We start from the raw sequence: 12,789 nt of genomic DNA on the forward strand, positions 1-12,789 counted from the left end.
CAGCTCCCTTGCCAGTGATCGTGAAACCGGAGATGGAGGTCGTCGCGATCGACTGCCTGACAACCTTGTCAGGGGAGTTTGGAGGCTTATGGCGTACGTGTCAATACTTGCTTTCTGCAGTGTTACGGGGAGATGATTCCGCCCGTCGGAACGGTCTGACAATGTTGTCAAGCGCGGTCGGGAGGCTGGCGGAGCCACGGGTGAGCCGTACCTGTACGTGCCGGTACTGTGTGTCGATCGGAGGGGGTCCATGACCGAACACGCCGATCCGGTGACCACGCCGTACCGGCCGCGGGCGACGCTGCGCGACGTCGCAGCCATGGCGGGCGTCAGCATGAAGACGGTGTCGCGGGTGGTCAACGGCGAGGCCGGCGTCACGGCGCCGAAGGTCGACGCCGTGCGGCTGGCGATCAGCCGGCTCGACTACCGGCCGAACCTGTCGGCCAGCGCGCTGCGCCGGTCCAGCCGGCGCACCGCCGCCATCGGCACCGTGCTCGAGGACCTCGCCAACCCGTTCTCCAGCGTCCTGCTGCGCGCCGTCGAAGACGTCGCCAACGAGCGGCGCGTGCTCATCCTCGCCGGCAGCGTCGACGAGGACCAGCAGCGCGAGCAGACCCTGGTCCGGGCGTTCACCGAGCGCCGGGTCGACGGCCTGATCATCGCGCCGGTCGGTGAGGACCAGGGCTACCTGCGCGCGGAGATGGAGGCCGGTACGCCGCTGGTGTTCGTCGACCGCCAGCCGCAGGGCCTGCTCGCCGACTGCGTGCTGTCGGACAACGAGGCCGGCGCGCGCGAGGCGGTGCACCAGCTCGCCGACGTCGGCCACCGGCGCATCGCCTACCTCGGCGACCTCGCCCTCATCCCGACCGCCCGGCAGCGCTTCGCCGGCTACCAGCGGGGGCTGCTCGAGCGCGGGCTGCCGCTGGACCACGCGCACGTCGTCCACGACCTGCACACCGTCGACGACGCCGCGCGCGCGACGACGGCGCTGCTGCGCTCCGCCGATGCGCCGACGGCGCTGTTCGCCAGCCAGAACCTGGTCACCATCGGCGCCATCACCGCGCTGCAGGAGCTCGGCCTGGAGAACCGCGTCGCGCTGATCGGATTCGACGACTTCCCGCTGGCCGATCTGCTCAAGCCGCGGGTCAGCGTCATCGCGCAGGACCCGGCCGCGATGGGGCGGGCCGCCGCGGAGCTGCTGTTCCAGCGCCTCGACGGCGAGCGCGGCCGGCCGCGGCGACTCCTGCTCCCGACGACGACCGTGCCGCGCGGCTCGGGCGAGATCGCGCCGGAGCGCCCGTGACGGCGGGCGGCGGCGCGGGCGGCCTGGCAGTCGTCGTGGGCGAGGCGCTCACCGACGTCATCGTCGAGCGCGACGGCGCCGAGGCCCGGCACCCGGGCGGCAGCCCGGCGAACGTCGCGTACGGACTCGGGCGGCTGGGCCGGCGGACCGCCCTCGTCACCGAGCTGGGCGCCGACGCCGACGGCGACGCGATCAGGGCACATCTGGCCTTGGCCGGCGTCGAGGTCCGCACCCAGGGCGCCGCCGTGCGGACGTCGTCGGCGATCGCCCGCATCGGGTCGGACGGGTCGGCGGACTACCGGTTCGAGCTGACCTGGGGTCTCGGCCCGGTCGCGGTGCCCGAGCCACCGCTGGTGCTGCACACCGGCTCGCTGGCGACGACGGTCGCGCCGGGCGCGGCGGCGGTCGAGCGGCTGGTCGGCGAGGTGCGCCGCGACAGCACCGTCAGCTACGACCCCAACATCCGGCCCGATCTCATGGTCGGCGCCGGCGACCCGCGGGCACGGGTCGAGCGGTTGGTCGCCGGCAGCGACGTCGTCAAGGCCAGCGACCAGGACACCGCGTGGCTCGCGCCCGGCCGCGCCGCGATCGACGTCGCGCGCGACTGGCTGCGGCTCGGCCCGGCGCTGGTCGTCGTCACGCTGGGCGGCGACGGCGCCGTCGCCGTCACCGCCGGAGGAGAGGTGCACGTCCCGGCCGCGCCGGTCACCGTCGCGGACACCGTGGGCGCCGGCGACTCGTTCACCGCCGGCCTGCTCGACGGGCTCTGGGACGAGGACCTGCTCGGCGGTGCCGCCCGGCCGCGGCTGCACGCAGTGCGCACCGACGTCGTCGAGCGGGTCGTGCGCCGGGCCACGCTGGCCGCCGCCGTCACAGTGTCGCGGGCCGGCGCGAACCCGCCCACTCGTGCCGAGCTCGACGCCGTCAACCGGTCCCGGGCCTGATCAGCCGCCGAGTCGCCGGGCGCGGTCGAGCAGCAGCCGGCGCTCGCGGTCGTTGCGGGTCAGCTCGGCCGCCCGCTCGAACTCCGCCCGCGCCTCGTCGCGCCGGCCGAGCCGTTCCAGCAGGTCGCCGCGCACGCTCGGGAGCAGGTGGTAGCCGCGCATGGCCGGGGCGTCGGCGATCTGGTCGAGCAGCTCCAGTCCCGCCCTCGGCCCGTAGGCCATGCTCAGCGCGACGGCCCGGTTCAGCTCGACGACTGCCGTGCCGTTGACCCGGCCGAGCCGCTCGTACAGCGCGGCGATGGCGGCCCAGTCGGTGTCCTCGGCCCGGACGGCGCGGGCGTGGCAGGCGGCGATCGCGGCCTGCAGCACGTAGGGCCCGGGCTCCGGCGTCAGCGACTCGGCCCGGTCCAGCGCCGCGAGGCCGCGGCGGATGCGGGCGTGGTCCCAGCGGCCGCGGTCCTGGTCGAGCAGCAGCACCGGCTCGCCGTCCGGTCCCACCCGGGCGCGCAGCCGTGACGACTGCAGCTCCATCAGCGCGGACAGGCCGTGCACCTCGGCGTCGTCCGGCACCAGGGTCGCCAGGATGCGGCCCAGCCGGACCGCCTCGGCGCAGAGGTCGGGACGCGTCCAGTCGGTGCCCTCGGTGGCCGAGTACCCCTCGTTGAACAGCAGGTACACGACGCCCAGGACGGTGGTCAGCCGGGTCGCGCGGTCCGCGCCGGACGGTTCGTCCAGGGCGGCGCGCGCCTCGGTGAGCGTCCGCTTGGCCCGGCCGACGCGCTGGGTGATGGTCGCCTCCGACGTCAGGTAGGCGCGGGCGATCTCGCGGCTGCTCAGCCCGCCGACGAGTTTGAGCGTCAGCGTCGTCTGCGCCTCGGGCGTCAGCGACGGGTGGCAGCAGACGAACATCAGCCGCAGCACGTCGTCCTCGACGTGGTCGACCGCCACGGCGAAGTCCGGCTCGACGACGTAGGGGCCGTGGTCGCGGGCGATGGTCGCGTAGAGCACGTCCCGGCGCTCGTGCCGGCGGTAGAGGTCGACGGCGCGCCGTTTGGCGATCGTCATCAGCCACGCCGCCGGTCGGTCCGGGATGCCCGACCGCGGCCAGGTGTCGAGCGCGGCGACCAGGGCGTCCTGCGCGAGGTCCTCGGCCAGGCCGACGTCGCGCACGATGCGCACCAGCCCGGCCACCAGCCGCGTCGACTCCAGCCGCCAGACGGCCTCGACCGCGGCCCGGGTGGTCTCGTCGCTCACTCGTCGATGAGACCACCGGCGGCCCGGCCGGGCAAACCCGCGATCGCTAGGGGCGGGGCAGGTCCGGGTGCGGATGGTCGGCGTCCTCGAGCTGGCGCAGCTCGCACGACCCCTGCCAGCCCGGCCAGTGCCGCTGGTGCACCAGCAACAGTCGCCGGGCCAGCTCGACGGCCTCTTCGCGGGAGCGCACCTCGAGCACGGCGTACCCGCCGATCAGCTCCTTGGCCTCGGTGAACGGCCCGTCGACCGCGTTGATGCGGCCGTCGACCAGCGACACGACGGCACCGGCCGAGCTGGGCAGCAGCCCGCCCATGTCGACCAGCGCGCCGGACACGCCGACCTCCTGGGCGAACTCACCGACCGCCGCGAACAGCTCCGGCGGCGGCGGGCCGGCCGGGTTCGGTTCCTCGGACCGGATGAACGACATGAAACGCATGCTGACTCCCTCCGTCGTCATTCTCTCGCTCTGTCGTCGAACGGGCGGCGCCGTTCCCGACACCGATCAGCCGGCTGCCGAGACGTCGAGGTCGACGGTGTGCGGATGAGTCGGCTCGGCCGGCGCGGTCCAGGAGGACGAGGGCTGGTCGCGGCCGTCGGGGGAGTCGACGGAGACGACGAACCCGACCAGGCCGTCCTCGTCGGCCGGCAGCTCCGCCCGCAGGTGCGCGGCGATGCGCAACTCGTAGCGGCCGTCCGGCCCGGACCTGGCCGCGGCGACCGGGGTGAGCGGAGAGCCGCCGGTGCCGGTGGCGGCGACGTCCGCCCCGGTGGGATGGGCGGCGAGCAGCACCAGCGCGTCGGCCACCGCGGTCCCGTCGGTGCGGCTGACCCAGCCCTGGACGACGACCGGCTCGGAGAGCTGCCCGGAGTCCGTGATGCCGGGCAGCAGCGTGGCGGCGGATGTGGGCGCGGGTGGGGGAGCGGGCGTGGCGGCGGGCTCCGCGCCGGGCTCCGCGCCGGAGCAACCGGCGAGCAGCACGGCCGCGACGACGACGGGCGTCCGGTACGCCATGCGGTCGAGTGTAGTGCGCTACGATGAGTATCTGGACAAACGTCCAGATAGTTTCTGGCCGTGAGGACGTGCAGCATGACCTGGGTGTTTCTGGCGCTGGCCATCGGGGCGGAGGTGACCGCGACGCTCGCGCTGCGGGCCTCCGAGGGGTTCACCAAGCTGGTGCCCAGCATCGTGCTGGTGGTCGGCTACCTCACCGCGTTCGCAATGCTGTCGTTCGCCCTCGAGCGCGGCATGCGCATCGGCGTCGCCTACGGCGTGTGGGCGGCGGCCGGGGTGGCGCTGGTGGCCCTGATCGGCGCGGCGTTCCTCAGCGAGCCGCTGACGACGGTGCAGGTGGGCGGCATCGTGCTGATCATCGGCGGAGTCCTCGCGCTGGAGCTCGGCGGTGCCCACTGAGCCCGCGCGTGCGACGGCGGACGGCCGGCGCACGCGCGGACAGCAGACCCGGCGTCGCCTGCTCGACGCGGCCATGCGGGTGGTCGGCCGCGACGGCCCGGAGGGCGTGACGCACCGCGCGGTCGCCGCCGAGGCGGGAGTGGCGAAGTCGCTGGCCACGTACCACTTCGCGACCATCGACGAGCTGCTGGTGGCCGCCCTGGTCGAGTGCACCGAGGAGTACGCCCAGGACCTCGCGGAGTCGCTGCCCGACACCGCGACCCCCGCCGAACTGGCCGGCTACCTCGCGGCGTCGTTCAACGCCGATCGCGAGGCGTGGCTGGGCTCGTACGAGCTGCTGCTGCACGCCGCGCGCCGGCCGTCGCTGCGCGAGGCCGCGCTGGCGTGGTCGCGGTGGACGGCGCGGCTGGCCCGCCGCTACACCGACGACCCGGTCGCGGTCGACGCGTTCGTCAGCGCCCTCGACGGCGCCGGTCTGCTGGCGCTGCTCTCCGACCGGCCGATCGACGCCGACCGGCTGGCCCTGCTGTTCGACCGGCTGCTCACGCCGCCCCGCTGACCGGGCCGGTCAGCTGCCGTCGTCGTAGGTGTGCTCGGTGACGTCGAGCTCGACGGTCACCGGTTCGGCCGCGGCGGGGTCGGCCGGCGGCTCGGCATCGGCGCGGACGAACACGCCCGGCGCGTCGGCGCTCGCCGGCCGGGCCGACCATGCGTACGACATCCAGCCCTCGGGCGCGTTCACGTGGATCTCGAAGTCGACGACGGCCGACGGATCCGAGGGCAGCTCGTCGCGTTCGGACTCGGCGATCCGCAGCTCGAACCGTCCGTCCTCGGCCGAGGCCGCCTGGGCGACGGTGTTGACCTCGATGACGTCACCTGCCGCTTCCCACTCCTCCGAGCTGGGCAACAGCACGAGCAGCACCTGGGCACCCGAGACCGCGGCGCCGTCACCGTCGACGACGCGTCCCTGCGCGACGATCGGCCCGGTCGGCTCGTCGGACCCGGTGCAGGCGGCCGTGAGCAGCGCCGCCGAGACGACGGCGGTGAGCGACGTGGCGGCACGCCGCCTGGTGTGAGGGTGACGTCTCAAGGCGACTGCCTCCTCGTGGGCCCGATGGCGGCGAGCGTAGGGACGTGCCCGGACAGAACGTCTCGCATGGTGAGAGCCAGCTCACATTAACGAAATCGTGACCGGACCGTCCCGCGCCGTTCGCCGGTGCTCGTCGTGGCAGCGAGCCGGTCCCGGACAGCGGCGGCCGCCCGCGGTGTCAGGCGCCCGCCGGAGCCCTGCGAACCGCGCCCGCCGCAGCGTGCCGGCCCGGCCGTGTCTGACACGGCCCGCGGCGTTGTCAGCGATCGGACAACGATCAACGCGACAGCGGACAGGCCCTGTCCGCCCGCGCCGCCGGCACATCGGCCGACATCGATCCGAGCGCCGCGGCGAGCAGTGAGGGGCGGCGTTGACACTGGTCAGCGGCCCGGCCTCTACTGACGGCCAGCTCGCCGCCCCACAGCAGCCCGCCCCAGAGCAGACCCACAGAGAGGACGGAAGCAATGACGCTCCCACCCACGGCCCGCCGCCTCGCGGCCCGCCGCGGCATCCAGGCCGGCCTGGCGCTCTGCCTGGGCGCCACGCTGGCGGCCTGCGCCGGCAGCGCCGACCCCGACGAGTCCGCCGCCGGCGGAGGCGGGGACGAGCAGACCGTCACGTTCCGCTCCTGGAGCCCGATCGAGCAGACCACCCGGCAGATGATCGACTCGTTCACCGAGTCCAACCCGGACGTGACGATCGACTCGACGATCTTCAACTACCCCGAGTACATCGTCGACCTGCAGACGCGGGCGTCGTCGGGCACGATGCCGGACATCGTCGGGCTGCAGCCGGGCGCGCTGACCCAGCAGTACCGCGAGAAGCTGATGCCGCTGGAGCAGTGCGCGGCCGATACCTGGGGCGACGACTGGGAGAGCAAGTTCCACCCGGTCGGCCTCGAGCAGGCCCGCATGGGCAACCCCGAGGGCGACGAGCACTACTACGCGCTGCCGCTGCTGGTGCAGACGGTGAACCTGTGGGCGAACTCGGAGCTGCTCGACGCGGCCGGGGTCGAGCCGCCGGCCACCTGGGCGGACCTGCAGGCGGCGGTCGCCACGCTCGGCGACGCCGGTGACGCGGCGCCGTTCCTGCTGCCGGCGAAGGACGCCTGGCTGCGCAACGTCGTGTTCCTGCAGATCGCCAACAACCTCGAGCCGGGCCGCGTCTACCAGGCCGAGAACGGCGAGGTCCCGTGGACGGACGCGCGCATCGTCGAGGCGTTCGACTACTGGAGCAAGCTGTTCACGGAGGGCATCGCCCAGGACGGCGCGCTGGCGCTCGACGCGTACCCCAACGGCGTCAACCAGTTCGAGGCCGGCAACGCCGCGATGATCCCGCTCGGCGCCTGGTGGATCCAGCAGTCCGACCCGTCGAAGACGGAGATCGCGCCGCTGTCCGAGGGCATGGCCGGCTACGAGCCGTTCCTGTTCCCGACGCTGCCCGGCGGCGCGGCCGAGTCGCAGCTGGTCGGCGGCATCGACGTCGCGCTGGGCATCTCCGCCGACGCGGCCAACCCGGACCTCGCCTGCGAGGTGCTCACCGACTGGATCGCCGGCGACGGCGGCCAGGTGCTGATCAACACGTTCAACGACCTGCCCGCGGTGACCGGCCTGGACCCGGAGGAGTTCACCAGCGACAAGCAGGAGCAGATCTGGAACCAGCTCACCCAGGACTGGATGCCGAAGGTGCAGTGGTCGCGGTACTTCCTGAGCCCTGAGATCGACACCGCCGTCGCCGACGCGCTCGCGGGTGTCGCCGCCGGTCAGCTCACCCCGCAGCAGGCCGCCGAGTCGGTCCAGGCCGTGCAGGACCAGCAGGGCTGATGACGGCCTTCACCCCGCCCGTCCCGGCGACCCGGAACACCCGGGTCGCCGGGACCGGCCCGCGCCGCCCGGCCCGCCGGCTGACCCGCGAGCGCCTGGTCGCGCTGGGCTTCATCGCGCCGGCGGTCGCGCTGTTCGCCGTCTTCGTGGTGTACCCCATCGTCTTCAACGTCCAGTCCAGCCTGCTCGACTGGGACGGGGTCAGCGCCGGCACCCCGGTCGGCCTGGACAACTACCGCGAGCTGTTCTCCGACCCGGTGTTCCACACGACGCTGCGGAACTCGGCGTTCTGGATCGTGCTGACGATCGTGCCGCAGGCCGCGCTCGGCTTCACGCTGGCCTGGCTGCTCAACACCCGGCTGCGCGGCCGGACGGTGTACCGGACGCTGTTCTTCCTGCCGGCGGTGCTGTCGCCGGTGGTGGTCGGCATCGTCTGGCAGCGCCTGCTGGACCCGTTCAACGGCGTGCTCGCCCAGCTCGGCCGGGCCACCGGCATCGACGTGCTGACGCGCTCGTACCTGTCCGACCCGTCGACGGCGATCTTCGCGGTGATCGTGGTCAACGTCTGGATGTGGACCGGCTTCTCGATGCTCTTCTACCTCGCCGGGCTGCAGCTGGTCGACCACAGCGTCGTCGAGGCGGCCCGCATCGACGGCGCGACCGGCTGGCAGCTGATCCGGCGGATCGTGCTGCCGCTGCTCAAGCCGACCCACCTGGCGCTGCTGCTGCTCGGCATCATCGGCTCGCTGAAGACCTTCGAGCTGGTGTGGGTGCTCACCGAGGGCGGCCCCAACCACGCGTCCGAGCTGATGCCGACGTACCTGTTCAAGCAGGCGTTCCAGCTGCAGTCGTTCGGCTACGGAGCCACCATCGCGGTCGTCCTGCTGGTCGTCGCGGTCGGCTCGTCGCTGGCGATGCTGCGCACGTTCGGCTCCGGCTTCATCACGGGAGATCGGTCATGAGTCGGCGCATACGGGACGTGGACGCGCCGCCGCGCTGGGCGCACTGGGTGCTCGGCCCGCTCGCGGTGCTGTGGATGATCCCCGTCGTCATGGTCATCGGCATCTCGCTGCTGCCGACGTCCAACCCGTCGACGACCGGGCTCGGGCTGGTGCCCGAGGAGCCGACGCTGCGCAACTACGTGACGATCTTCGAGACCAACCCGATCGGCCGGCATCTGCTGAACAGCCTGCTGGTGTCGGTGCCGTCGATCGTGCTGGTGCTGCTGCTCGGGTCGATGACGGCGTTCGCGCTGGCCCGGCTGCGGGTGCCGTTCAAGGGCGTGGTGTTCGTCGGGCTGATCCTCGCGCTGGTGCTGCCGATGGCCGGTGTCGTCACGGCGATGTTCAAGATCCTGCAGCGGCTGGGGCTCTACGACAACCTGTTCGGCCTCGTGCTCGCCTACACCGCGCTGGGCCTGCCGTTCGCCGTCATCATGATCCGCACCACCTACCTCGCCATCCCGGACGAGACGTACGAGGCGGCGCTGGTGGACGGCTCGTCGACGTGGACGATCTTCTGGCGCATCTACTTCCCGCTCGGGAAGGCGGCCGCCGCCGTCGTCGTGGTGTGGCAGCTGATGATGAGCTGGAACGACTTCCTGCTGCCGCTGGTCGCGATCGGCGACAACGACCTCAAGCCGCTCACGCTGGTGCCGCTGGCCTACCGCGGCATCTACCTGAGCCAGCCGGGCGCGCTGTTCGCCGTGCTGGTGCTGATCTCCGTGCCGATCGTGGTGGTGTACCTGTCGGTGCAGCGCTACCTGGTCAACGGGCTGGCGGGGTCGGTCAAGTGAGCTTCCTGGGCATCGACCTCGGCACCACCGGGTCGCGGGTCGCGGCGTACGACGCGGACGGGCACGAGCTGGCGGCGCGCTCGCAGCGCACGGCCGTCGTGCGGCCGGCGCAGGGCCGCGCGGAGATCGACGCCGACGCCGTCCGGGCCGCCGTGGTCCGGCTGGTCGGCGAGGTCGTCGCGCACCCGGCGGTCGTCGCCGACCCGGTCGAGGCGCTCTCGTTCTCCACGCTGGGCGAGGCGGTCGTGCCGGTCGGGCCGGACGGTGCCGCGCTCGGGCCGGCGCCGCTGAGCATGGACCTGCGCGGCGTGGCTTCGGCGGAGAAGCTGGCGGCCGCGCTCGGCGAGGACCGCGTGCAGCGGCTCACCGGCCAGCCGCTGCACCCGATGTTCTCCGTGCACAAGGTCCGCGAGCTGCTGCCCGGCGGCGCGCTTCCCGCTGCCGTGCGGACGGTCGACGACCACGTCGCCGGCTGGTTCGGCGCGGCGCCGGCGATCGACCTGACGATGGCGGCCCGGACCGGCGCGTACGACGTGGGCGGCGGGCGGTGGTCCGACGAGATCCTCGGCGCGCTGGACGTGCCCGCGGCGCTGCTGTCCGAGCCGGTCGCGGCCGGGACGGTGATCGGCACGGTCACGGCCGACGCGGCCGCAGCGACCGGGCTGCGCGCCGGCGTACCGGTCGTCGCCGGGGTGCACGACCAGGCCGCCGCGTTCCTCGGTGGCGGTGGGCGGGCGGGGGAGCGGTCGGTGTTCTCCTTCGGCTCCAGCGACTGCCTCACCGTCGGGACCGTCGAACGGCCGGAGACGCTGCTGGGCACCGGGCTCGCGACGTACCCCGTCGGGCCGGGCCTGTGGGCGACGCTGGCCGGGACCGCGGCGGGCGGGTGGGCGCTGGACTGGTTCGCCTCGCTGGTGCACCACGACCGCGTCGACCCGTGGGCGTCGCTGTTCGACCTGACGGCCACGCCTCCGCCGGCGCTGCTGGTGCTGCCGTACCTGGCCGGGTCCGGCACGCTCGACAACGACCCGCGGGCCCGGGGCGCCCTGCTCGGACTCACGCTGGAGACGACGACGGCGCAGGTCGCGCGGGCGTTCGTCGAGGCGTCCGGGTACGAGTTGGCGAAGATCCGGGCCGCGCTGGCCGAGCGCGGCATCGCCGGCACCGACGTGTACGCCGTCGGTGGCGGCTCGGCCAATCCCAGCGCCCTGCAGGCCCGGGCCGACGCCGCCGGCCTGCGGCTGCGCGCCGCCACCTTGGAGGCGTCCAGCCGCGGGGCCGCGCTGCTGGCCGCCGTCGGCGTGGGTGTCCACGAGGGGGTCGGCGCCCTGCCGGCGCCGCCCGTCCTGCACGACGCCCGGCCCGAACCCGAGCACGCCGCCTGGTACACCCGCCAGCGCGAGACCTTCGGCAGCCTCTACCCGCTGCTGCGGACCGTCAACGATTCGTTCACTGCTCTGGAGGACACCGCATGACCACGCTCGACACCTTCGACCTGCAGGCCGCCCGGGAGAGCGTGCTCGCCTACTGCCTGGAGTCGGTCCAGCTGGGCCTGAACTTCAACACGCAGGGCAACATCAGCATCCGCATCCCCGGGACGGAGACGTTCCTCATCACCCCGACCGACCTCGAGTACGACCGGATGAGCCCGGACGACCTCGTGGTCGTCGACACCGACGCCAACGTCGTCGACGGACGCCTGCAGCCGTCGTCGGAGGTGACGGTGCACCTGGCGGTGTACGCCGCGCGGCCGGACGTGCAGGCGATCGTGCACACCGAGCCGACGTTCGCCAACGTCTTCGGCGTGCTCGGCGAGCCGATCCGCGGCGCACTGGTCAACATGGTGATCTACACCAAGGGCGACGTGCCGATCATGCCGTTCGCGCTGAGCAACTCCACCGAGTTCGGCGCCCGGATGGCGGAGTACCTGACCGACCGCAACGCCGTCGTGTGGGCCAACCACGGGCTGCTCACCGTCGGGCCGAACCTGCGCGACGCGTTCAAGACGACGGTCGCGGTGGAGAGCGCGGCGAAGGTGCTGACGCACGCCCGGGCGATCACGGACGACCCGATCGTGCTGGACTACGCCTCGCTCGGCATCACCCACACCCTGTGACGGCGGCGCCCTCAGCCGAGCACGTTGCGGGCGGCGTCGAGCGGGATGCAGCCACAGGTGGTGCCGTAGGCGATGTCGTAGTCGATCTCGAGCAGCCGCGGCGGCAGACCCGGGTTGTTGATGCGCTCGGTGAGCAGCTGCACCACCCGCGCGGCCAGGGTCGTCGCCGGCGCCACCGCGTTGGTCGGGACGATGCCCGTCGTCCCGACGCCGGGGATCTGGTCGAACGTGGTCAGCACGATGTCGGACGGGATCTTCAGCCCGAGCCGGAGCGCCGCCGACAGCACGCCCCAGAACATCAGGCTGTTCGTCGACAGCACCCCGAACGGCGGCTCCAGCGTGCGGAACAGCGCGTACGCCGCGGTCTCGGCCTCCTCGGCGGTGGTCAGGCCGGCCAGGACGTGGTTCTCGGTCCCCGTGCGGCCGACCACCCGGTGGAACGCGGTGTGCCGGTTGCGCAGCGTCGACACCCCGAGGTTGCCGGCCACCAGGCAGACCCGCTGCACGTGGTGCTGCTCGATCATGTGCAGGGTCAGCGACTCGGCCGCCCTGCGGCTGTCCGGCAGCACGTGGTCGACCAGCCCGCGCACCGACGGCACCGTCCGGTCGACGACGACGGTGGGGATCTGCTGGGCGAACTCCGGCAGGCCCGGAGCTCCGGTCGGGAAGATCACCAGGCCGTCGACCTCGAGCCGGCGGTAGGCCTGCAGGATCTCGTCCTCGATGTGCAGGTCGTCGTCGGAGTCGCTGGACACCAGCGTCGGGCTGACGGTGGCCAGCCGCTCCTGCAACGCCCGGCTGACCGCGGCGAAGTAGTCGTTGCGGACGTCCGGGAAGATCAGCCCGACGACGCCCGTGCGCCGCTTGCGTCCGCGCGGCCGGCCCTCGCCGCCGGCGCCGAGCTCTTCGATGGCGTCCTCGACCGCCTGCCGGGTGGCGGCGGCGACGTGCGGCTCGGCGTTGATGACGCGCGACACCGTCTTGACGGACACGCCGGCGCGGGTCGCGATGTCGGCCAGGCGCAGGGTGCGCCCGCCGGCTCCCGTCACGTGC

14 protein-coding genes are annotated in these 12,789 nt (G+C 73.2%); 9 read left to right on the top strand and 5 right to left on the bottom strand.

The window, feature by feature from the left end; all coding sequences use genetic code 11:
- The first annotated feature begins 250 nt into the window (after positions 1 to 250).
- Positions 251 to 1,303 (top strand): LacI family DNA-binding transcriptional regulator, encoded by a 1,053-nt coding sequence (locus tag DZA62_RS31990; protein ID WP_116953029.1) that lies wholly within the window; start codon positions 251 to 253, stop codon positions 1,301 to 1,303.
- Positions 1,300 to 2,247, top strand: a complete 948-nt coding sequence (locus DZA62_RS31995) for a carbohydrate kinase family protein (protein ID WP_116953030.1) — start codon at positions 1,300 to 1,302, stop codon at positions 2,245 to 2,247. Before DZA62_RS31990 ends, DZA62_RS31995 begins: the two co-directional genes overlap by 4 nt.
- Here DZA62_RS31995 and DZA62_RS32000 read toward each other — a convergent pair whose 3' ends face one another.
- The 3 genes from DZA62_RS32000 to DZA62_RS32010 all read right to left on the bottom strand — a co-directional run bounded on the left by DZA62_RS32000 (position 2,248) and on the right by DZA62_RS32010 (position 4,513).
- Complete coding sequence (locus DZA62_RS32000) at positions 2,248 to 3,501, bottom strand: RNA polymerase sigma factor (protein WP_116953031.1); 1,254 nt, start codon at positions 3,499 to 3,501, stop codon at positions 2,248 to 2,250. It abuts the gene before it with no gap.
- 46 nt (positions 3,502 to 3,547) lie between these two features.
- Positions 3,548 to 3,928 (bottom strand): YciI family protein, encoded by a 381-nt coding sequence (locus DZA62_RS32005; RefSeq protein WP_198664421.1) that lies wholly within the window; start codon positions 3,926 to 3,928, stop codon positions 3,548 to 3,550.
- A gap of 75 nt (positions 3,929 to 4,003) precedes the next feature.
- Positions 4,004 to 4,513 (bottom strand): hypothetical protein, encoded by a 510-nt coding sequence (locus DZA62_RS32010; protein ID WP_116953032.1) that lies wholly within the window; start codon positions 4,511 to 4,513, stop codon positions 4,004 to 4,006.
- 75 nt (positions 4,514 to 4,588) lie between these two features.
- Between DZA62_RS32010 and DZA62_RS32015 the strand changes: the two genes are divergently transcribed.
- Both DZA62_RS32015 and DZA62_RS32020 read left to right on the top strand, forming a co-directional pair.
- The gene (locus DZA62_RS32015) at positions 4,589 to 4,912 is read left to right on the top strand and encodes a DMT family transporter (RefSeq protein WP_116953033.1); all 324 of its coding nucleotides are present in this window, start codon (positions 4,589 to 4,591) and stop codon (positions 4,910 to 4,912) included.
- Complete coding sequence (locus DZA62_RS32020; RefSeq protein ID WP_116953034.1) at positions 4,902 to 5,471, top strand: TetR/AcrR family transcriptional regulator; 570 nt, start codon at positions 4,902 to 4,904, stop codon at positions 5,469 to 5,471. Before DZA62_RS32015 ends, DZA62_RS32020 begins: the two co-directional genes overlap by 11 nt.
- A gap of 9 nt (positions 5,472 to 5,480) precedes the next feature.
- Here DZA62_RS32020 and DZA62_RS32025 read toward each other — a convergent pair whose 3' ends face one another.
- Positions 5,481 to 6,002 (bottom strand): hypothetical protein, encoded by a 522-nt coding sequence (locus DZA62_RS32025; protein WP_116953035.1) that lies wholly within the window; start codon positions 6,000 to 6,002, stop codon positions 5,481 to 5,483.
- A gap of 464 nt (positions 6,003 to 6,466) precedes the next feature.
- On the opposite strand from DZA62_RS32025, the gene DZA62_RS32030 reads away from it, so the two are divergent.
- Genes DZA62_RS32030 through DZA62_RS32050 form a run of 5 tightly spaced genes read left to right on the top strand, consistent with a single transcriptional unit; the run spans position 6,467 to position 11,736 of the window.
- The gene (locus tag DZA62_RS32030; protein WP_116953036.1) at positions 6,467 to 7,825 is read left to right on the top strand and encodes an ABC transporter substrate-binding protein; all 1,359 of its coding nucleotides are present in this window, start codon (positions 6,467 to 6,469) and stop codon (positions 7,823 to 7,825) included.
- Positions 7,825 to 8,787 (top strand): carbohydrate ABC transporter permease, encoded by a 963-nt coding sequence (locus tag DZA62_RS32035; protein ID WP_116953037.1) that lies wholly within the window; start codon positions 7,825 to 7,827, stop codon positions 8,785 to 8,787. Before DZA62_RS32030 ends, DZA62_RS32035 begins: the two co-directional genes overlap by 1 nt.
- A complete protein-coding gene (locus DZA62_RS32040) occupies positions 8,784 to 9,620 on the top strand; it encodes a carbohydrate ABC transporter permease (protein WP_116953038.1) in 837 nt (278 codons plus the stop codon). Before DZA62_RS32035 ends, DZA62_RS32040 begins: the two co-directional genes overlap by 4 nt.
- Entirely contained in the window at positions 9,617 to 11,095 is a 1,479-nt protein-coding gene (locus tag DZA62_RS32045; RefSeq protein WP_116953039.1) for an FGGY-family carbohydrate kinase, read from the top strand. The genes DZA62_RS32040 and DZA62_RS32045 overlap by 4 nt, the downstream gene beginning before the upstream one ends.
- On the top strand, positions 11,092 to 11,736 hold the full coding sequence (locus DZA62_RS32050; protein WP_116953040.1) for a class II aldolase/adducin family protein: 645 nt from the start codon (positions 11,092 to 11,094) through the stop codon (positions 11,734 to 11,736). Before DZA62_RS32045 ends, DZA62_RS32050 begins: the two co-directional genes overlap by 4 nt.
- A gap of 11 nt (positions 11,737 to 11,747) precedes the next feature.
- Here the strand turns inward: DZA62_RS32050 and DZA62_RS32055 are convergent, their stop codons facing one another.
- Positions 11,748 to 12,785 carry a LacI family DNA-binding transcriptional regulator gene (locus DZA62_RS32055; protein ID WP_198664422.1) on the bottom strand — a complete coding sequence of 346 codons (1,038 nt, stop codon included), beginning with the start codon at positions 12,783 to 12,785 and terminating at the stop codon, positions 11,748 to 11,750.
- Positions 12,786 to 12,789 lie beyond the last annotated feature (4 nt).

It is taken from the genome of Jiangella endophytica (genome assembly GCF_003427025.1).
Taxonomy (GTDB): Bacteria; Actinomycetota; Actinomycetes; order Jiangellales; family Jiangellaceae; genus Jiangella; species Jiangella endophytica.